Below are 20,832 nucleotides of genomic sequence, written 5' to 3' on the forward strand. Positions count from 1 at the left end.
ATTTTTTCAAATGTTACTGTATATCATCTACTTTTCTTCAAAAGATTGATTAGTCTATAATAAGTTAAACTCAACCCTATCTAAACTTCCTAAATTATGGAATTTAAAATATCTACCATCGAAGAGTGGCAAGAAGTTATCCATCAAATTTTGCCTCAACTAAAACACCCTATCCTTTTATTAAAGGGAAACTTAGGTGTTGGTAAGACCTCTTTTACTCAATTTTTATTGAAGACTCTTGGCAGTACAGACGAGGTTTCCTCCCCTACTTACGCCATTGTAAATGAGTATGCTTGCCCAAAAGGCAACATCTATCATTTTGATTTATATAGAATGAAATCCATTGATGAGGCATTTGACATCGGTATCGAAGAATATCTAGAAACAGGTTTTTTATCTATCATTGAATGGCCAGAAATTTATGAGCCTGAACTTGAAGGAATCCCCTATCACGAGATGAAGATAGAAAATATAGAAGGAGAAAGGCATATTGTGTTTAAATGATTCTTATATTTGCTTATATTTTTCATATACTGAATAATCCCTAATAACTATGAGTAGCACTATATTTACTCCATTTAAAGAAGAGCAGCTTCTACCAAAAGAAGAAAGATTAGAAATTATAAAAAAAGGACAAAGACTTTTTATAGGTGTTCCTAAAGAGACTTGCCTAAACGAGAAAAGACTATGCCTAACTCCTGATGCAGTACAAGTTCTCACACAAAATGGTCACCAAGTAGTCGTAGAAAGTGGAGCAGGAAAAGGTTCATTTTTTACAGATTTACAATACTCCGAAGCAGGAGCTATCATCACTAACGACCCTAAAGAAGCTTTTGGACAGCAACTTATACTAAAGATAAACCCACCTACAGAGGAAGAGATTGATTATTTAAAGCCTTCAGCTTTTTTGATTTCAGCACTACAAGTTAACCTTCAGACGCCTCATTATTTTAAAAAATTAGCCGAAAGAAAAATCACTGCTATTGCTTTTGAATTTATTAAAGATGAATATCAACAATTAGCTTTAGTAAGGCTTATTGGAGAAATTGCAGGTAATGTTTCTATCCTTTATGCTTCAGAACTTTTAGCTCAGTCTAACGGCTTAATGCTTGGCGTCATTACAGGTGTAAGACCTACCGAAGTAGTGGTTTTAGGAGCAGGTATTGTGGGCGAGTTTGCTACAAAAACGGCTATCGGTCTAGGTGCTAATGTTAGGGTTTTTGATAATTCTTTAGCCAAATTAAGAAGATTACATAATTTTATAAACAATAGGGTTTCTACCTCAATTATTGACCCTAAAGAACTGACGAAAAGTCTCAGAAGAGCCGATATTGTAATAGGAGCTTTGCAAAGGCATAATCTTCCTCCTGTTGTAACGGAAGAGATGGTACAACTCATGAAAAAAGGCAGTGTAATTATTGACCTTACTATTGATTACGGAAAGTCTATTGAAACCGCCGAACTTACCACCCAAGAAAATCCTACAATTATAAAACACGAGGTGGTTCACTCTGGAATTCCAAACCTGACTTCTAAAACGCCTAGAACTACAACTAAAGCTATTAGCAACTTCTTCCTAAGTTACCTATTACAATCTGACCATGAAGGAGGTTTAGAAACTATGCTTCTAAAAAATACCAGCAGCAAAGATTCTATATACATGTACAAAGGCAGACATACAAAGAAAATTATTTGTGAAAAATTTGGATTAAACTATCACGATATAAACTTATTAACCTTCTAATGAGAAAACTCAAATTTTATTTAATAGGAGTTATACCAGGATTTATTATTGTATTTTTTGTACTTAATCAGAAAGGAGTGAGTTGTAGTGGCTACCTTCCTAACAGCCGTGTAATAGCAGAAACCCTATCTAAAGAGTTCAGCTATTCTGAGGAGTTTAAAACTCAAATGCAACACCTACAAATCACTGAAAGTTTTTTAAAAGATAGCCTTATTACCCACGGTGAAATAGATTTCCAAAAGAGTAATGCTCAAAAAAAGCCTTGCCCTTCTTATCTACTCTACTATCCTAAAAAAAATCCGATGTACGAAATCAGTTTTGAAAAATGTGAGAAAGAAGCTCGTTTCTTTAACCTTAAATCTCTTAAATAATGGTTGTAGGACTAATTGGCGTTGGGTTAATTGGTGGTTCAATGGCTTTAAAGCTGAAAAGTAAAAATACCTCAATAAAAATATGTGGTACAGATAACTCCATAAACCACCTCAACGAAGCCTTAGCATTAGGCATCATAGATGAAGCTGATGATTTAGAAAATACGGTAAAAAAGGCTGACCTCATCATCATAGCGATTCCTGTAGATGCTACCCAAAAGATACTACCTAATGTATTGGATTTACTAGACCAACATCAAACCGTAATGGATACTGGTTCTACAAAGTTAGGGATTGTAAATGCTATCAAAAATCATGAAAATAGAAATCGTTTCGTAGCTTCGCACCCTATGTGGGGGACGGAAAACAGCGGACCTAAGTCAGCCCAATTAGACTCTTTTTCTGGTAGAGTAGCTGTTCTTTGCGATGCTAAAGATTCTGCAAAAGACGCTGTGGAAAAGGTATCCGAAGTTTACCAACTTTTGGAAATGAACCTCGTGGAAATGACTTCCGAACAGCACGATATACACACGGCTTATATTTCGCACATTTCACACATTACCTCTTATGCTCTAGCCAATACGGTTTTAGAAAAAGAGAAGGAAGAAGATACTATTTTCCAGTTAGCCAGTTCGGGATTTTCTAGCACGGTAAGGTTAGCAAAATCTCACCCCGAAATGTGGGTTCCTATCTTTAAACAAAATAAAGAGAATGTACTAGATGTACTTAATGAGCATATTTCTCAATTAAGAAAATTTAAAGCTGCATTAGAGAAAGAAAATTATGATTTCCTAGAAGAACTCATCAAAAATGCCAACAAAATAAGAGGTATTTTGAAATAAATTTTTAATAATGATTATTAACTTTAAACTTCTCTATATATTTTCCTTTATCATCAGCACCCTAGGGATTGTTGCTTTCTTTGGCGATTTTGGTTTTAACCAATCTAAAGATTCTAGAATGATGTTTGATGGCTACTACCACTTCGCTATTGCCATAGGACTCATCTCCACTGCTGCCAGATATTATGAGAAAAGAACTTCTGTTAATCGGAAAGCCTTTATTTTTGATTTAGCTACAGTAATATTTACGGTGGTTATTTTCTACTTTCATTTTTTAAGCCCATTGTACGGTAGCCTAGACCGTTTTTTTGAAAGTAGATATTGGGTTATTATGGCAGTGGTATTTACTTTTATAAGAGAGTTTTCGGATTTGAAAATCAATTTTAAAAGGACGATACTCAATCCAGCCCAATTATTCATCAGTAGTTTTATTGTGATTATACTAATGGGAGCTTTTCTGCTCACGCTCCCCAAAGCTACCACACACGGGATTTCGTTTTTAGATGCTTTGTTTACCTCTACTAGTGCGGTTTGTGTTACGGGCTTATCGGTACTGAATACGGGTAGTGATTTTACAACTTTTGGTAAACTTATCATTATTATTTTAATTCAGATTGGAGGTTTAGGGATTTTAACTTTCGCAAGTTATTTTAGCTACTTTTTCAAAGGTGGCACTTCTTACGAAAACCAATTGGCTCTAAGCGATATGACGAGTTCAAAAAAACTCGGCGATGTGTTTTCCACTCTAAAAAACATTATTCTCATTACTTTTGGGATAGAACTCTTCTCTGGAATTTTGATATATACAAGTGTAAGCTCCACTCTGTTCACCTCGGAGTTTCAGCATATCTTTTTTTCTATTTTCCATTCCGTATCTGCCTTTTGTAATGCAGGATTTTCTACGCTAGATGCTAGTCTTTATGATGAGGCTTATCGGTACAATTACTACTTGCATTTAGTTATTATTTTCACCTTTGTGTTCGGTGGTTTAGGCTTCCCTATCGTGGTAAATATCATCAATTATATTAAATACAAAATTGCCCATATAAGTCCATTCTCCGAACAAAAAAGAATGTATAGACCGTGGGTATTAACCTTAGATAGCCGCATCACTTTGGTAACCACCGTATCGCTCACGATAGTTGGTACTATTATTTTTTACATTTTAGAATATCACAATACCTTAGCAGAACACGAAGGTTTTGGGAAATTCGTAACCGCTTTATTTGGTGCTACTACGCCTAGGACAGCAGGATTTAATACCATTAACAACGCTTCTATGTCCTTCCCTACCATTATGGTTATATTTTTACTTATGTGGGTAGGAGCTTCGCCACAATCTACAGGTGGTGGTATTAAAACGAATACTTTTGCCATAGCATTTCTTAATGTATTAAGCCTTGCTAAGGGTAAATCTAAAGTAGAAATTTTCCGAAGAGAAATCGCGGATATTTCTATACGAAGAGCTTTTGCTATTATGACTTTATCTCTTATGGCGATAGGATTGGGCATTATGCTCATTACTTTTTTTGACCCAGACAAAAACCTTCTAGATATTTCTTTTGAATGTTTCTCTGCTTATAGTACCGTAGGACTAAGCTTAGGCATTACCGCCTCTCTAAGTGAAGCCTCTAAAATGGTACTCATAGGCATTATGTTTGTGGGGCGTATCAGTATGTTGTCATTAGCTATTGCCATCGTTAAAAAATCTAAGTATAAAAATTACAGCTATCCAAAGGAAGAAATTACCATAAATTAAAGACAAATGAAATATATTATAGTAGGATTAGGAAACTTTGGAGCTTCTTTAGCTCAAAAACTAACGGCTCAAGGCAACGAAGTTATCGGGATAGATAATAGTGCCGCCAAAGTAGATGCCTATAAAGAAAAAATATCGCATACCATCTGTATGGATTCTACCGATGAATTTACTGTTTCGGGGCTTCCCATCAAAGAAACTGATATTTTCGTGGTTGCTATTGGCGAAGACCAAGGTGCTAATGTAATGACCACCGCTCTCCTTAAAAACTTACAAGTAAAACGACTCATCAGCCGTGCCATCAATCCTCTTCACGAAAAAGTATTACAAGCCATTGGCGTTGATGAAATAGTACACCCAGAAGAAGAAACAGCCGAAAGATGGGCAAAAAAACTATGTCTAAGCAATGTTGTAGATTCTTTTGAACTAAACCAAGAATATAGCATTATAGAAGCTAAAGTACCAGAAGAATATATTGGGAAGACTATTCGTGAGATAGATTTCCGCAAAAAATACAACTTAGCCGTTCTTACCATTATAAGGAAAGTAGAAGTTAAAAGTCTTTTAGGCAAAACCAAAACAGAAAACAAAGTACTAGGTGTGGCAGCTACAGATACTCTACTAGAAACTAATGATATACTAGTAATTTATGGTTCTAACAAAGATTTAAAAGGTTTTTTAAAACAAAAAATGGATTAAAAAATGAAACTTGGTAGAGATTTAATCAAACGAATTAAAGCTGCTCCTCTAGAAGGAGAAAATGCTCATAAAATTTATGCTCCTCCCCAAAGACCTCTCTACTCTTATGACGAAATAATGGCTAAAAAACCAAAGTTAGCTGCTGTTAACATTTTACTTTATCTCAAAAATAACCAATGGCATATCCCACTTATGGTAAGAACAGCTAATGTTAATGACAAACATAGTGGACAAATCTCTTTACCTGGTGGAAAAAAAGAAGTTTCTGATGAAACATTTGCCCACACCGCTCTGCGTGAAACTACAGAGGAACTAGGCATTATTCGTCCTTACTTGAGGTTGATACGAAGTTTAAGTCCGTTGTATATTCCGCCTAGTAATTTTTATGTTCATACTTATGTTTCGTATACTAAAAAAAATCCAAAATTCACTCTACAAGAATCTGAAGCCCAAGAGCTGATAGAACTACCTCTATCCTTACTTTTAGACCTACCAAAACAACCCTCTAAAATTTTATTTGACAAACATATAGAAGTCCCTGTGATACAATATAAAAACTATAATATTTGGGGTGCTACTTCTATGATTTTGTACGAGTTTAGCCAGTTGTTAAAAAATATGTAAATTTGCATGCTAAACATAGGCGTAACCAATGGCAAAAAAAACAATATTTACCGATTCATTCGGGAATTTATACTTTCTTAAAAGATTTATTATTTTCATTTTAGGACTAATATCTTACAGAAGGTTCAACGGATTTAATAAACTTAAAATATCAGGTACTGAACATTTGGTAGACTTACCAGAAAGTAATGTTTTGTTTGTATCTAACCATCAAACCTACTTTGCTGATGTTGCAGCTATGTATCACGCTTTTTGTGCCGTAAATAATGGTTATCATAACACGATAAAAAATCCTGTTTACCTCCTTAATCCTAAAGTAGATTTCTACTATGTGGCCGCTGAAGAAACGATGAATAAAGGTATCCTTGCCCGAATTTTCAAACTAGCAGGAGCCGTAACGGTAAAAAGAACATGGCGTGCCGAAGGCAAAAATGTTAATCGTATGGTAGATATGAGTGAGGTAGAAAACATCATTAAAGCTTTGGATAATGGTTGGGTAATTACCTTTCCACAAGGGACTACCTCTGCATTTGCACAGGGAAGAAAAGGAACTGCCAAATTGGTAAAACAACAACGTCCTATTGTGATACCTATCAAAATCAATGGATTTAGAAGGGCTTTTGACAAAAAAGGGCTTAAAATTAAAGTAACAGGCGTAGAACCAACTATGGAATTTAAACCTGCTCTTAACATTGATTATGAAAACGAATCTGCACAAGAGATTTTACAAAAAATAATGGAAGCTATAGAACAAACTCCTGAACATAATATCCTCCACGAATACGACGAGGAACTGAAACGAAAAAAAGAAAAAAACTATGGCGAAAGTCATTAAAATCTATCCCGAAAATCCCCAAGAAAACCTTATAAAAGAGGTAATTAAAACCTTAGATAATGGAGGTCTTATCATCTATCCATCCGACACGGTTTACGCCATGGGGTGCGACATCAATAATATCAAAGCTATGGAAAAACTAGCTACTCTAAAAAAAATAAAACTAGAGAAAGCTCATTTTTCTATTATTTGTAACGATTTAAGTCATCTTTCGTCTTTCACCAAACCCATTGACAATTCTGTTTTTAGATTATTAAAAAGTCATATTTCTGGACCGTTTACCTTTATTCTAGAAGCTAATAAGAATTTACCTCTTGCTTATAAAGGTCATAAAACCGTTGGTATTAGAGTGCCAGACCACCCTATTCCGCAACTTATTGTAGAAAAATTAGGTCGTCCTATTGCTTCAACCTCTATAAAAGATGATGATGAAATTATAGAATATTCCACAGACCCAGAATTGATTGCTGAAAAATACGACCACTTGGTGGATATTGTAATTGATTCAGGCTATGGTGATAATGTAGCTTCTACTATTGTAGATTTAACTTCTGGCGTTGCAGAAATCATTAGACAAGGTAAGGGCGAACTCTAGTATTTATCGCCCCATTTTTTAGAAATTTGTTCTTTTATTTTTCTTTCGGTGGCATTATCTCCTGAACAATAAAAAGAAACTCCAGATAATTCTTCAGGAAGAAATTCTTGTGGCACAAAATTTCCCTCATAGGCGTGAGCGTAGCGGTAATCTTTACCATAGTCCATTTCTTTCATCAGTTTTGTAGGAGCATTTCTTAAGTGCAATGGCACGGGCAAATGAGCTGTTTTTTTCGCCATTGCCATTGCCTCATTAATGGCTTGATACGCCGAATTACTCTTAGGTGAAGCCGCTAAATAAATCACACATTCGCTAAGGATAATACGAGATTCTGGATAACCTATAACATTAACTGATTGAAAACAACTGTTAGCCATTGTGAGAGCGTTAGGGTTAGCCAAACCTATATCTTCTGCCGCCAATATCAAAAGTCGCCTTGCAATAAATTTAATATCTTCGCCTCCCACGAGCATTCTCCCTAGCCAGTACAAAGCGGCATTAACATCACTCCCTCTAATAGATTTAATAAAAGCTGAAATTACATCATAATGTTGCTCACCATTTTTATCATAAACAGGTACGGTTTCTTGTAAAATTTTCAGAATAGCCTCACTAGATAACTGGTTTTGCCCAGAGCCTTTATACTGATTAAGCACCCACTCTACTGAGTTAATGAGTTTTCTAGCATCGCCTCCCGAATATTGTATAAACCCTTGATTGTTTTCAATAGTAAAATCTGTATTTTCATCTTGATTAAAACGAGCGACCGCAATAGTAGCCAGTTCTTCCAATTTTTCGTAACTCAATGGTTTCAAAATATAAACTTGAGAACGAGACAATAATGCCGAAACCACCTCAAAGCTAGGATTTTCGGTAGTTGCTCCTATCAAAACCACCCAGCCTTTTTCCACAGCGTGAAGCAAAGAATCCTGTTGTGACTTGTTAAATCTATGAATTTCATCTATAAATAAAATAGGAGATTTACCAGAAAACAAATGTTGCTTTTGGGCCTCATCTATCACTTCTCTTACCTCTTTCACCCCACTAGAAACCGCAGAAAGTTTAAAAAATTTTCGTCCCGATTGCTCCGAAAGAATTTCTGCTAAGGTAGTTTTACCCGTTCCTGGAGGTCCCCATAAAATCAGAGAATTAAGTCGGTCAGTATCCAACATTTTTCTTATCGTTCCGTCTTTACCTGTAAGATGTTCTTGCCCAAGCATTTCATCTAAGGTTTTAGGGCGTAATTTCTCTGCTAAAGGAATATTTGAATTCAAAGTATGAGGTATTAAAATTATTTAAACTAGACCCGTTGTGCATTATGAAATGAAAAAAACAAGAGTTGTTTATTAGACTGAAAATCAGTATATTGTTTTTGCTATAAAACGATATAAATGAACAACTTAGAGCAAATATATGAAAGAATTTTGGAAGTTTTAGGACTTTTTTCAGAAAATCAACTGATTAGTTATCAGAGAAGAACACCTAAAATGAGCGATTTAGAAGTCATAAGTCTTAATATTACTGCTGAATACTTGAGTATTGATAGCGAATTACAGTTATTTAGAAAATTGCCAAACTCTCTGATAAACAAAATTGAAAGAAGTGTTTACAATAAGCGAAAACGAAGACTATCCCTACAAACAGAGCAAATTAGACAGCGTATTTCGATGGAGTTCAATGAGTTTGAAGATATTTTTATCGTTGATAGCATGCCAATGAAAGTTTGTGAAAACGCTCGTTCTACTCGTTCAAAAATTTGTAAAGAGCAATCCTATTCTTCACCAACATATGGTTATTGTGCTTCACAGAAATTATATTTCTATGGCTATAAACTACACGCAGTATGTTCTTTAAATGGTGTGATTAAGAATTTTGATATAAGCCCTGCATCCGTTCACGACATCCACTATTTAAAAGATAGTGGTGAGCAAATGCGAAACTGTACTTTAATTGGAGATAGAGGCTATTTATCAGCAAAAGTTCAAATAGATTTATTTAACTATGCTAATATTAAATTAGATACACCAATGAGAAGTAATCAGAAAGATTATATTCCTCAATTTTCATTGTACAAGAAAAAGCGAAAACGAATTGAGACATTTTTCTCTCAACTTTGCGACCAATTTATGATTAAAAGAAACTATGCTAAAACTTTTGAAGGCTTTAAAACAAGGATAATCAGTAAAATAACCGCCGCAACGGTTATTCAATATATCAATAAATTTATCTTCCAAAGAAAATTAAATCATCTAAAAATCAGTATTATTTAAAATGCACAACGAGTTAAACTAGAAACAAAATTAAACTAATTTTCATTTTTTTAGTCTATTTTTGCAATGTTTTGAAAGCAAATTTTAATAACATATTGATTTTCCCTTTGGTAATTCTCATCAAGTTTTACCAAAATGCCATTTCTCCTTGGCTAGGAAATAATTGTCGCTATCAGCCCACCTGTTCACATTATATGCTACAAGCCTTGAGAAAACACGGATTTTTAAGTGGATTTTGGCTAGGCATAAAAAGAATTGGGCGATGCCACCCGTGGGGAGGAAGTGGCTATGACCCTGTACCTGAAAAGAAACACAAAATAAACTAAAAGCATAATGACACAATTTTTATACATCACATGGGACCCATCTAAAGGAATAGAATTAGGCAATTTTTTCACTATTCACTATTACAGTCTAATGTTTGTTTTAGCATTCGGCTTAGGCTTTTTGATTATGAAAAAGTTTTTCAAGATAGACGGTGTAGATGAAAAATATTTAGAACCTCTATTCACGTGGACTCTAGTCGGCACCATCTTTGGGGCGAGGTTAGGACATGTTATTTTTTATCAACCTGAACTTTTTAAGGAAGACTTTTGGTCAGTTTTTCTGCCTATTCGTACACAGCCTAGCTTTGCCTTTACAGGTTTTTCTGGACTTGCAAGCCACGGAGCTGCCATTGCACTCATACTTACCACACTATATTACAGTTTAAAAATCATCAAAAAAAATCCGTTTTGGGTATATGATAGGCTAGGTATTGTAATCGCTTTAGCGGGGGTTTTTATTAGGATAGGAAACTTTTTCAACTCAGAAATCATCGGAAAACCAGCTCCAGAAGATTCTCCTTTTGCCGTATTATTTCCTCAACAAAGTATGGAATACGGTGCGATAGTCCCTAGATACCCTACACAATTATTCGAGTCTTTCGGCTACCTATGTCTATTTATTTTACTCATTTTCTTATACTTTAAAACCCAAAAGAAATATCAACAAGGGTGGTTATTCGGTTTATTTTTGGCTCTATTGTGGGCAATAAGATTTACTGTAGAGTTTTGGAAAGAACCACAAGGTGACGAGTTTATTCAGTTTGCAGGACTTAACACAGGACAAGTTTTATCTATACCATTTATGATAGCTGGAGTAGCCATTATGTTCATATCAAAACGATTTAAAATCAATAAATAACATCAGTTTTAGGTTATATCTATTTAAGTATTCTTTTGATTTTAAAAGAAATACTACTTTCGATATTCATAGAAAAGGAAATCAGGGTGGTTTTAAGGTCTTATTAAAGCCTGTTTTGATTTAACGGAATTTCGTTATTTTTGTGGAAATTTTCGTAAAAGTGGTTACATTAGATCAAGTAAAAAACATCAGTCAAAGAGTATCAGACCTTCACAAATATCTTCAAATTGATAAAAAAAAGTTAGAAATTACAAATGATGACGAAAAAACTGCTGCTCCAGAGTTTTGGGATAACCCGAAGGAAGCAGAAGTTTTTTTGAAACAACTTAGGTCTAAAAAAAAATGGGTAGAAGATTACGAAGAAATCCATACAGGGCTGGAGGATTTACAAGTTTTACTTGAGTTTTCTAAAGAAGACCCAGATAGTGCACAAGAGTTAGAAACCGCCTACCCTACTCTATTAGAAAAAGTAGAAAGTTTAGAGTTTAAAAACATGCTTTCCAACGAAGGCGATGAACTTTCTGCTGTGCTCCAAATTACTGCTGGAGCTGGTGGTACAGAATCTTGCGATTGGGCGAGTATGCTAATGAGAATGTATCTGATGTGGGCAGATAAAAACGGATATAAAGTAAAAGAACTCAATTTCCAAGAAGGTGATGTAGCTGGTGTAAAAACCGTAACCTTAGAAATAGAAGGAGAATATGCCTTTGGATATCTTAAAGGAGAAAATGGAGTACATCGTTTGGTGAGAATTTCTCCATTTGATAGCAATGCTAAAAGACACACTAGCTTTGCATCGGTTTACGTTTATCCACTAGTAGACGATTCAATAGAAATCAACATCAACCCTGCCGATATTAGTTTTGAAACCATGCGAGCTTCTGGTGCAGGTGGACAAAATGTAAACAAAGTAGAAACTGCTGTACGACTAAGACACGCTCCAACAGGAATCATTATAGAAAACTCCGAAAGCAGGTCTCAACTACAAAACAAAGAAAAGGCTCTACAACTTCTTAAATCTAGGCTTTATGAGATAGAACTTGAAGAGCGAATGAGGGCTAGAAACGAAATAGAAGCCAATAAAATGAAAATAGAATGGGGCAGCCAAATCAGAAACTATGTCATGCACCCCTATAAATTGGTAAAAGATGTAAGGTCAGGGCATGAGACTTCCGATGTAGATGCTGTAATGAATGGAGAAATCACACCTTTTCTAAAAGCCTACCTTATGGCAGACGGTACAGCCGTTACAGATAACGATTTAGAATTATAAAATTTGTTAAATCTCTTTATAGATAGGACTAAAAAGAATTTAATTAAGTATTTTTGTGCATCAAGTAAAAAATAAGTATGGATCATTTTGAAAGTTGGAAAGACCTCCTAAATCCTGAATTTTATATCAAAATGGGAGGATTTTGGTTAGTGTTATTTATCATATTTGCAGAAACAGGACTTTTTGTAGGGTTTTTCTTACCAGGAGATAGTTTACTTTTCATCTCTGGCATCTATGCCGTTCCTATGATTACGGAAACTTTTGGTATCATTGAAAGTGATTTCTTAAGCACCGTTATATTAGCTAGTGCTATTGCTATTGCTGCTATTTTAGGAAATATGGTGGGCTATTGGTTTGGTAAAAAAAGTGGACCTGCTTTATATGAAAGACCAGACTCTTTCCTTTTCAAGAAAAAATATCTTTTTAAGGCTCATGATTTCTATGAGGAACACGGTAGAATAGCCATTATAGCGGCTAGATTTTTACCCATCGTGAGAACCTTTGCACCTATTGTAGCTGGTATTGTAGGAATGGAGAAAGGTAAATTTATGCTTTATAATATTGTAGGAGCTATTGCGTGGTCATTTTCACTTATTTTTGCAGGACACTATTTGGATAAACTATTTTTGGAGCAGTTTGGTATCGATTTAAAAAGACATTTGGAAATAATAATACTGTTTATTGTAGTCATTACAACAGCACCTGTAATTATTAAAATGTTTTTCGGAAAAGATAAGAAGCAAAACAGCATCTAATTTTATCATAAAAATTTGATAACTAAAGAGACGATAGACAAAATTTTTTCCGCCATACGAGTGGAAGAAATTGTGGGTGAATATGTTCAACTCAAAAGAGCTGGGTCTAATTATAAAGGACTCAGCCCTTTTGTAGATGAAAAAACACCTAGTTTTATTGTGTCTCCTTCCAAGCAAATTTGGAAGGATTTTTCCTCTGGAAAAGGAGGTACTGCCATTTCTTTTTTAATGGAGATAGAGAATTTCAGCTATCCCGAAGCCCTCAGATTTGCCGCAAAAAAATACGGCATCGAAATAGAAGAACACCAAAGAGAGCTCACCGAAGAAGAAAAAACAGCCCAAACCGAAAAAGATTTACTCTATAAAATACACGAAGTAGCCAACCACTACTATCAAAAACAAATTTGGGAAACCGAAGAAGGTAAAAGTATCGGTCTATCTTATTTCAAAGAAAGAGAGTTACGAGAGGATATTATAAAAAAATTCCAGCTAGGCTACTCTCCTATTCAAAAAAATGCCTTCACAGAATATGCTATTTCTAAAGGCTACACCAAAGAGATTTTAGAAAAATCAGGATTATCCATCTTCACAGATTATGCTCCTGATGGCGTAGACCGTTTTAGAGAAAGGGTTATATTTCCTATCCATAGTTTTTCTGGAAGAGTTTTGGGATTTGGAGCAAGGATTTTAAAATCTAATGCTAAAACTGCCAAGTACCTCAATTCTCCTGAAACAGAAATTTATCATAAATCTACTGTTCTCTATGGGCTTAACCAAAGTAAACAAGCCATTTCTAAACAAAATTTATGTTTACTGGTAGAGGGCTATATGGATGTGGTAGCACTGCATCAGGCAGGGATAGAGAATGTGGTAGCGAGTTCTGGGACGGCACTTACCACAGAGCAAATTAAACTCATTAAAAGGCTTACAGAAAATGTAACCATACTTTTTGATGGAGATGCCGCAGGAATTAAAGCCAGCTTTAGAAGTATAGATATGCTCCTTTCCGAAGGAATGAATATCAGAGTATTGCTTTTCCCTGATGGGGACGACCCAGACTCGTTCTCTAGAAAACACCCAAAGGAGTTTGTAGAAGATTTTATACAAAATAACGCCCAAGATTTCATCAATTTTAAGGCTGAAATTCTACTCAAAGATGTAGAGCACGACCCTATAAAAAAATCCGAAGCCATTAGAGATATTGTAAAATCGGTGGCATTTGTCGGTAATGTGTTAAAACAGGAGATTTACCTCAAGGAAATTTCTAACAAGTTTGGGCTTTCGGAGCAGAGTTTATTTAACGAGCTAGGCATACAACAACAGGTTAAAGAACAGCAACATTTAACGCCTAAAAAAGCTACACCTCAGACACAACCTAAGCTGGAGATTATTACTTCGGACTTTACTAAAGCCAACACCGCCCTACTCTATTTGGAGGAACAAATGGTAGAACTGATGTTAAAGTATGGAGATTATATTATTGAAATGAAAGATGCCGAAGATAAAGTTTACCAAACCACCGTTATTGAAGAAGTAATATGCCGAATGGAAGAGGATAATTGTGAGATACAATCTGAAACCAATAGGAAAATCATCAACGAAATAAAACAAGGTATCCAAACCAATGAACTGAGGTCAGAGCGTTTTTTCATTACTTTAATGGATGAAGAAATTACCAATAAAGTGGCCAATGCTTTAGTAGAGCCTTATCAGCTAAGTGATTGGAAAAAACATAACATTTACCTTCTACCAAAAGAAAAATCTATCAATAAATTGGTTACCGATACCATCTATCGCTATAAGCGAGAGTATATTATGAAAATGATAGAGGATTTGAAAAATACCGAAGCTGAAGATAAAACGGAGATTTATCAAAAAATAATTAAACTAACGATGCTAAAAAACACTATAGACCAAAAATTGTTTCGTGTTTTATGACAGAATGACTATTTTTACCGCTTAAAAAACTTCGGGTACAGTATTGGTATTTGAACTTGAAAATAAAATATAACACAATATGGATATTAAAAAGGAATTTAGAGATTTTTCGGTAAAGCACCTAGGAAATAATGGACTAGCTACCGACCAATATATGGGGACTTTTAACCCAACCAACCTTACACCATACATTATGGAAGAACGCCGTATGAATGTAGCACAAATGGACGTTTTTTCTAGATTGATGATGGATAGAATTATCTTTTTAGGCACTGGAATAGACGACCAAGTGGCAAATATTGTAACGGCTCAGCTTTTATTTTTAGAAAGTGCAGACCCTACTAAAGATATTCAGATTTACATTAACTCTCCTGGCGGAAGCGTATATGCAGGACTTGGAATTTATGATACGATGCAAATCATTAAGCCTGATGTAGCTACTATCTGTACGGGTATGGCTGCTTCTATGGGAGCTGTACTTCTTGTAGCTGGTGAAAAGGGTAAACGCTCTGCTCTTAAACATTCTAGAGTGATGATACACCAACCTAGTGGCGGTGCTCAAGGTGTAGCCAGCGATATGGAAATCAACCTTAGAGAAATGCTTAAACTGAAGAAAGAGCTTTATGATATTATCTCTGAACATTCTGGACAATCTTATGAATGGGTTGAAAAATCTTCCGATAGAGATTATTGGATGACCTCCGAAGAAGCTAAAGAATTCGGAATGATAGACGAAGTTCTAGCTAGAAAATAATAAACAAAACACAAAACCCTAGAAATTCTAGGGTTTTATTATATTTTTACTCAATATCTCTATCTTTAGTTTAATTTCTGTATATTATTATTTCGCCACATTTTTAAAGCAAATTCTTTTATTTCTTTTGATGCTTTTGATAAATTTTCGTCTAATTGATAGTCGCCTTCCTCAAGCTTGTCTTCACCAGCCATTAGAGTAGCGTGTCCCCTTAAAGCATATTTCTGTTTGCCTTCATACATAATAATTTTCATCACATCTGGACTGATGTCCGAAGTACACAACATGGAATACATCGTCCAAATTTCGGCGATACCGTTGTTGTTTAAATCCGTGATTTTAAAAGTATCTTTAACGAAATCCATGGATAAATCAAACTCGCAGTTCAAAATAAAATCTTGTATTTTCCAGTTTAATTTATATTTATTTTCGTTTTTATCATAAAGATAATCATACACGAAAATTTTTGCATCTTTTTCATAGTCTGCGTTGACCACCTTTTTGCTAGGCACGATGCCCGTTTCTGTTAATAGAATGATATGTTCTCCTTGTAAATCCTCTACTCTAGCAACCTCTTTAACCTTGCCTTCAAAAGAAATCCCCTCAGGAATAGATTTATCTGAAAGTTTTTCATACGAAATTTCAAAGTTTTCCTTTTTTTCTAATTTTTCCGAGATCCCTTCTGTTGGTATTTGCTTTTCTTCTATTTTACTCTCTGTCGTATTACACGATAATAATGCAAGAGCGATTAGCAGTTTAAAATACTTCATTTTACCTTCAATTTATTATGTTGATTTTATGCGGAACAAACCTCAAATCGGTCGATAGCCGTTAGATACCATATGTTATTGAAATAACCAATATAGAAAATAAACTCCTTTTGGTTTTGCCCAATTACAATGACTTTATGACTGCTTCTCTCTATGGTTTCTAACTTTTTAACCTCACTATCGGACCATGGTTTCTCATCAAAGTTAGCATTTTCAAACTTTGCAATTTCAGAAAATAAAGATTCTTTTTGATTAAGGTCGATATAAATTCCCGCAGGTTTATTCCAGCTTTCTGTTTCACAGCTATATATCGGTAGCTTTTCTTGGATAATTTTATAGTCAGTTATTATATTAGGGTCAAAAGGCAAATAACTGGGAACGGATTTGGCGAAAGAAATCTTTTCAAGATTAGCGATATTGTCCTGAGCTCCCATACGAAACAGAAAGGTGATCCCAAACTTTTTATGGATAAACTTATTTAAAGCCTTTTCATCTTTATTCTGATAAGCTTTAATAATATTGATGATAACCGTTTGCATTTCCTTCTCCTTTTCGGAAAATCTAATTTCTTTAACCAAAGTAGGTTTACCTTCGTTAACTAACTTAGAATTCTGACAAGAAATAAAACACACTACAAAAAATAACAAAAATTTTTTCATCGAATTTCTAATATAAAAAAACACAAAAGAGCCTAAACGTTACATTTTTTTGACTATTTTTCAAACATATCTTTTTAATTTTTCAGTATTTCTTCAAGCTTTTCATAATCTCCATTTTGACCAAAATTCTCAGTATTCGCTTTAGTTCCTATAATTTGACTTTTAAAACATTCAAAACATATTTTGGCAATTCCCACAGTTTTATTTTGTTTTCTGAAAATTAATATATCTCGATAAACAGCAGGACATGCATAATCTAAATTTTGACTTACTGTTTTTTCAACAAAAATTTTATTTATTTCTTCAAATTTAGACTGACTAATTTCAGATTTTTTATAGCCAATTTTTTCCAAACTTTTGAAAAACTCAGTGTCATTTAAATCTTTAGGTTTATCACCTAAAACAATTTCAGATTTTAGATTATTAAGTTTTGAAATTTCTCTATTACTCGTTAATTCATAAATGCTGTCTATTTCGTTTTTGTAGTGGTCTATTTTGTCATATTCAAAAAAAATTCTTCCGTGTTTTGGAACAGAATCATTTTCAGCAGATTTTATATCAACTCTTTTATTTTCCTCAACTTTTTTACAGGAAATAAAAAGTAACAATAAAATGGATAGTATAATTTTTCCTTTCATGTTGGTTATTTAACAAAATATCACATAATTTTTGTAAAGGCTATACATGTTATTGGCAAATATTTATTATTCTCTGCTATAAATATTTGTCAATAAAAAACCATAATTACTATCCATTAGAGTTACATTTCCTCCAGAGAAACCAATTCCAATTCCTCCAGATGGTGTAGATATTGAAGAAGCACCGAATCCCGAAAAGCTTATAAACATTGAGTCTCCGTTTTCATTCGGTTTAACTTTTACAGATGTGCCAAATGCTTTTCCTTTTGTAACTTTCATAGGTTTATCAAATTCCATTACCGTGTAATGAAAAGATTTGATTTTTCTTGGTTCATCATTTAAAGAATATTCCTCTATAATTTCTTTACCTAAATTATCTTTACCAAAGAAAAAAAAATTATTTTTTGGAAGATTATCTTGATTTATCTTTTTTATCTCATCTCCAATAACATAAACATCAATAACTAACTGGTTTATTCCATCTTTATTTTTAAAATCAACAAATTTGAATGAATTAGCACCTCTCTTTTGTGCTTGGTCTTTCAACAAATAGATTACCATGTCAATATAGCTGAATTTGTTCGTTGCTTTAAGTCTTCCAATATATTTAGCCTTTGTAATATCAGTTTCTTTTGCCAAGTAAAAAAAATCTTTCTTTTCTCTTTTAGGGAGAGAATCATTTTTTATAACATGTTCAATTTTTATTTTTTGAGAAAAACAAAGATTTATTATAAAACTCATTAATATTAAAATTGTTATTTTTTTCATTTTCATAATTGTTTTTGATATTATTTTACTACACCTGACACTAACGAGAAAAGTATTTGCTATATTGCTAAGTTAAATAAATTAGTGAAAGAGAAAAGCATTATATGATGAAAATATTACAAAATCTTTATTATACATCGGACAAAAACAGGGCTAATATTATTTTTTTCATAAGAATTAAATTTATATAAAAACTTTTACTATTGCTATTCTCATGTAAAATAACCGTTATTCAGAATGACCTTTTTAATTTACCATTTGTCACTTCTACATTATTCTCATGTTAAATTTTAAAGGAATATTGATATTCAGTTGTGTTCTAAATCCTTCTGTTCTATAGTGGATGGAATTATCAAACCTAAAGCCATACCCCACACCAAGCTCTAAAAAGAAATAGCTAAATCCAACTTGTGGAGAAACTGTTTTTGGAGAAACATTAAACCTTACAAAAGTGAATGGTAAATCATTTTTCTTGAATTCAAAATATTTCGTTGCATTAATCTCGGGTATGACTAAAAGTTTACCATCAGCAGCACCTACTAATGCATTTCCACCTAATACTATAAATTCTTTGTCAAATGCAAACTTTACTCCAATATCAGCAAAACTTCTATTAAAATAGGTATAACCTCCTTCAATAGCTATTTTTTCTTTTATATCTTGGGCATTTACCAATAGTGGTGCTCCCCCAAGAGCAAGCCCATAAAATATTTTAGAAAAATTCATTTATTTTAACCCGTTGTGCATTATGAAATGAAAAAAACAAGAGTTGTTTATTAGACTGAAAATAAGTATATTGTTTTTGCTATAAAACGATATAAATGAACAACTTAGAGCAAATATATGAAAGAATTTTGGAAGTTTTAGGACTTTTTTCAGAAAATCAACTGATTAGTTATCAGAGAAGAACACCTAAAATGAGCGATTTAGAAGTCATAAGTCTTAATATTACTGCTGAATACTTGAGTATTGATAGCGAATTACAGTTATTTAGAAAATTGCCAAACTCTCTGATAAACAAAATTGAAAGAAGTGTTTACAATAAGCGAAAACGAAGACTATCCCTACAAACAGAGCAAATTAGACAGCGTATTTCGATGGAGTTCAATGAGTTTGAAGATATTTTTATCGTTGATAGCATGCCAATGAAAGTTTGTGAAAACGCTCGTTCTACTCGTTCAAAAATTTGTAAAGAGCAATCCTATTCTTCACCAACATATGGTTATTGTGCTTCACAGAAATTATATTTCTATGGCTATAAACTACACGCAGTATGTTCTTTAAATGGTGTGATTAAGAATTTTGATATAAGCCCTGCATCCGTTCACGACATCCACTATTTAAAAGATAGTGGTGAGCAAATGCGAAACTGTACTTTAATTGGAGATAGAGGCTATTTATCAGCAAAAGTTCAAATAGATTTATTTAACTATGCTAATATTAAATTAGATACACCAATGAGAAGTAATCAGAAAGATTATATTCCTCAATTTTCATTGTACAAGAAAAAGCGAAAACGAATTGAGACATTTTTCTCTCAACTTTGCGACCAATTTATGATTAAAAGAAACTATGCTAAAACTTTTGAAGGCTTTAAAACAAGGATAATCAGTAAAATAACCGCCGCAACGGTTATTCAATATATCAATAAATTTATCTTCCAAAGAAAATTAAATCATCTAAAAATCAGTATTATTTAAAATGCACAACGAGTTTATTTTATAATTTTATTAAAAGTTATAATCTTCATCTTTTTTAGCTTTCTTAAAAAATTTCAACACTGCTAAGTTAAATAAATCCATAAGAATGGACAGTAAAAACTATATATTAAAAAAAATTGCCAAAAGTTTTTCTATCTTTTGGCAATTCATCTTTTATAAACTTATTGATTATTCTGCGATTCAAAATTTATCATCCAATTAATACCAAACTTATCTGTAAACATACCAAAATAAGCACCCCAGAAAGTATCTGCCATCGGCATCGTTACCTTTCCTCCCGCAGAAAGTCCATTAAATAGTTTATCTGCTACTTCTTTACTTTCAGGCGTAATATTTATTGAAAAATTATTCCCTTGTTGAAAAGATGGTGCCCATTCTCCACCTGTATCACTTCCCATTAAAACGGTATTTCCTATAGGAAGACCTATGTGCATAATTTTATTTTTATCCACCTCACTCATTGGTGGCATTCCCTCTTGTGGAGGCATATCGCCAAATCTCCCTACATAGGTAAATTCTCCCCCAAACACTGATTTATAGAAATTAAATGCTTCTTCACAATTTCCATTAAAATTTAAATAGATGCTTACTGTTGTCATTTTTATAAATTATTTGTTATCAAAATTATAGCT

24 protein-coding genes are annotated in these 20,832 nt (G+C 33.5%); 17 read left to right on the top strand and 7 right to left on the bottom strand.

Translation table 11 applies throughout. The features are described 5' to 3' along the window. Positions 1-96: 96 nt before the first annotated feature. The 9 genes from tsaE to VIX88_RS01330 are packed head-to-tail and all read left to right on the top strand — an operon-like array spanning position 97 to position 7,469. A complete protein-coding gene (gene tsaE, locus VIX88_RS01290; RefSeq protein ID WP_038693267.1) occupies positions 97-504 on the top strand; it encodes a tRNA (adenosine(37)-N6)-threonylcarbamoyltransferase complex ATPase subunit type 1 TsaE in 408 nt (135 codons plus the stop codon). Between the two features lie 49 nt (positions 505-553). Continuing rightward, positions 554-1,744 (top strand): alanine dehydrogenase, encoded by a 1,191-nt coding sequence (locus VIX88_RS01295; RefSeq protein WP_064970442.1) that lies wholly within the window; start codon positions 554-556, stop codon positions 1,742-1,744. After that, on the top strand, positions 1,744-2,115 hold the full coding sequence (locus VIX88_RS01300) for a DUF4258 domain-containing protein (protein WP_064970441.1): 372 nt from the start codon (positions 1,744-1,746) through the stop codon (positions 2,113-2,115). The genes VIX88_RS01295 and VIX88_RS01300 overlap by 1 nt, the downstream gene beginning before the upstream one ends. Further along, positions 2,115-2,957, top strand: coding sequence for a prephenate dehydrogenase (locus tag VIX88_RS01305; RefSeq protein WP_064970440.1), 843 nt, complete (start codon positions 2,115-2,117; stop codon positions 2,955-2,957). Before VIX88_RS01300 ends, VIX88_RS01305 begins: the two co-directional genes overlap by 1 nt. Positions 2,958-2,967: 10 nt before the next feature. Beyond that, positions 2,968-4,716: a TrkH family potassium uptake protein gene (locus VIX88_RS01310; protein WP_154212617.1), complete on the top strand. Its 1,749-nt coding sequence runs from the start codon at positions 2,968-2,970 to the stop codon at positions 4,714-4,716. Between the two features lie 6 nt (positions 4,717-4,722). Then, a complete protein-coding gene (locus VIX88_RS01315; RefSeq protein ID WP_064970438.1) occupies positions 4,723-5,415 on the top strand; it encodes a potassium channel family protein in 693 nt (230 codons plus the stop codon). Between the two features lie 3 nt (positions 5,416-5,418). After that, entirely contained in the window at positions 5,419-6,039 is a 621-nt protein-coding gene (locus tag VIX88_RS01320) for an NUDIX hydrolase (protein ID WP_038693277.1), read from the top strand. A 28-nt stretch (positions 6,040-6,067) separates the two neighbouring features. Next, entirely contained in the window at positions 6,068-6,874 is an 807-nt protein-coding gene (locus VIX88_RS01325; RefSeq protein ID WP_064970437.1) for a lysophospholipid acyltransferase family protein, read from the top strand. Next, on the top strand, positions 6,858-7,469 hold the full coding sequence (locus tag VIX88_RS01330; RefSeq protein WP_064970436.1) for an L-threonylcarbamoyladenylate synthase: 612 nt from the start codon (positions 6,858-6,860) through the stop codon (positions 7,467-7,469). The genes VIX88_RS01325 and VIX88_RS01330 overlap by 17 nt, the downstream gene beginning before the upstream one ends. On the opposite strand, the gene VIX88_RS01335 is transcribed toward VIX88_RS01330, so the two are convergent. Beyond that, complete coding sequence (locus VIX88_RS01335; RefSeq protein ID WP_064970435.1) at positions 7,466-8,743, bottom strand: replication-associated recombination protein A; 1,278 nt, start codon at positions 8,741-8,743, stop codon at positions 7,466-7,468. The genes VIX88_RS01330 and VIX88_RS01335 overlap by 4 nt on opposite strands. Positions 8,744-8,860: 117 nt before the next feature. Between VIX88_RS01335 and VIX88_RS01340 the strand changes: the two genes are divergently transcribed. The 7 genes from VIX88_RS01340 (at position 8,861) to clpP (ending at position 15,644) form a co-directional block, all read left to right on the top strand. Then, positions 8,861-9,739, top strand: a complete 879-nt coding sequence (locus VIX88_RS01340; RefSeq protein ID WP_127919813.1) for an IS982-like element ISRa1 family transposase — start codon at positions 8,861-8,863, stop codon at positions 9,737-9,739. A gap of 71 nt (positions 9,740-9,810) precedes the next feature. Then, positions 9,811-10,065: a membrane protein insertion efficiency factor YidD gene (gene yidD, locus VIX88_RS01345; RefSeq protein ID WP_064969823.1), complete on the top strand. Its 255-nt coding sequence runs from the start codon at positions 9,811-9,813 to the stop codon at positions 10,063-10,065. A gap of 7 nt (positions 10,066-10,072) precedes the next feature. Next, positions 10,073-10,924, top strand: coding sequence for a prolipoprotein diacylglyceryl transferase (gene lgt / locus VIX88_RS01350; RefSeq protein ID WP_064970434.1), 852 nt, complete (start codon positions 10,073-10,075; stop codon positions 10,922-10,924). Between the two features lie 160 nt (positions 10,925-11,084). Further along, positions 11,085-12,197: a peptide chain release factor 2 gene (prfB, locus tag VIX88_RS01355; RefSeq protein ID WP_064970451.1), complete on the top strand. Its 1,113-nt coding sequence runs from the start codon at positions 11,085-11,087 to the stop codon at positions 12,195-12,197. A 77-nt stretch (positions 12,198-12,274) separates the two neighbouring features. Next, positions 12,275-12,952, top strand: coding sequence for a DedA family protein (locus tag VIX88_RS01360; protein ID WP_004917711.1), 678 nt, complete (start codon positions 12,275-12,277; stop codon positions 12,950-12,952). A gap of 15 nt (positions 12,953-12,967) precedes the next feature. Next, the gene (dnaG, locus tag VIX88_RS01365) at positions 12,968-14,890 is read left to right on the top strand and encodes a DNA primase (RefSeq protein WP_064970433.1); all 1,923 of its coding nucleotides are present in this window, start codon (positions 12,968-12,970) and stop codon (positions 14,888-14,890) included. A 79-nt stretch (positions 14,891-14,969) separates the two neighbouring features. Further along, on the top strand, positions 14,970-15,644 hold the full coding sequence (gene clpP, locus VIX88_RS01370; protein ID WP_004917707.1) for an ATP-dependent Clp endopeptidase proteolytic subunit ClpP: 675 nt from the start codon (positions 14,970-14,972) through the stop codon (positions 15,642-15,644). A gap of 65 nt (positions 15,645-15,709) precedes the next feature. Here the strand turns inward: clpP and VIX88_RS01375 are convergent, their stop codons facing one another. The 5 genes from VIX88_RS01375 to VIX88_RS01395 form a co-directional block, all read right to left on the bottom strand. Then, positions 15,710-16,414, bottom strand: coding sequence for a M949_RS01915 family surface polysaccharide biosynthesis protein (locus tag VIX88_RS01375; RefSeq protein WP_064970432.1), 705 nt, complete (start codon positions 16,412-16,414; stop codon positions 15,710-15,712). A 26-nt stretch (positions 16,415-16,440) separates the two neighbouring features. Next, the gene (locus VIX88_RS01380; RefSeq protein ID WP_064970431.1) at positions 16,441-17,073 is read right to left on the bottom strand and encodes a hypothetical protein; all 633 of its coding nucleotides are present in this window, start codon (positions 17,071-17,073) and stop codon (positions 16,441-16,443) included. 74 nt (positions 17,074-17,147) lie between these two features. Then, positions 17,148-17,711, bottom strand: a complete 564-nt coding sequence (locus VIX88_RS01385; protein ID WP_064970430.1) for a hypothetical protein — start codon at positions 17,709-17,711, stop codon at positions 17,148-17,150. Between the two features lie 66 nt (positions 17,712-17,777). Then, positions 17,778-18,479: a hypothetical protein gene (locus VIX88_RS01390; RefSeq protein WP_127919814.1), complete on the bottom strand. Its 702-nt coding sequence runs from the start codon at positions 18,477-18,479 to the stop codon at positions 17,778-17,780. Between the two features lie 267 nt (positions 18,480-18,746). Further along, entirely contained in the window at positions 18,747-19,205 is a 459-nt protein-coding gene (locus VIX88_RS01395) for a hypothetical protein (protein WP_064970428.1), read from the bottom strand. 95 nt (positions 19,206-19,300) lie between these two features. Here VIX88_RS01395 and VIX88_RS01400 point away from each other — a divergent pair, with 95 nt between their 5' ends. Then, on the top strand, positions 19,301-20,179 hold the full coding sequence (locus VIX88_RS01400) for an IS982-like element ISRa1 family transposase (RefSeq protein WP_127919813.1): 879 nt from the start codon (positions 19,301-19,303) through the stop codon (positions 20,177-20,179). A 182-nt stretch (positions 20,180-20,361) separates the two neighbouring features. On the opposite strand, the gene VIX88_RS01405 is transcribed toward VIX88_RS01400, so the two are convergent. Continuing rightward, positions 20,362-20,799 carry a VOC family protein gene (locus VIX88_RS01405; protein WP_064970313.1) on the bottom strand — a complete coding sequence of 146 codons (438 nt, stop codon included), beginning with the start codon at positions 20,797-20,799 and terminating at the stop codon, positions 20,362-20,364. Between the last annotated feature and the right edge of the window lie 33 nt (positions 20,800-20,832).

The organism is Riemerella anatipestifer, from assembly GCF_035666175.1.
Taxonomy (GTDB): Bacteria; Bacteroidota; Bacteroidia; order Flavobacteriales; family Weeksellaceae; genus Riemerella; species Riemerella anatipestifer_D.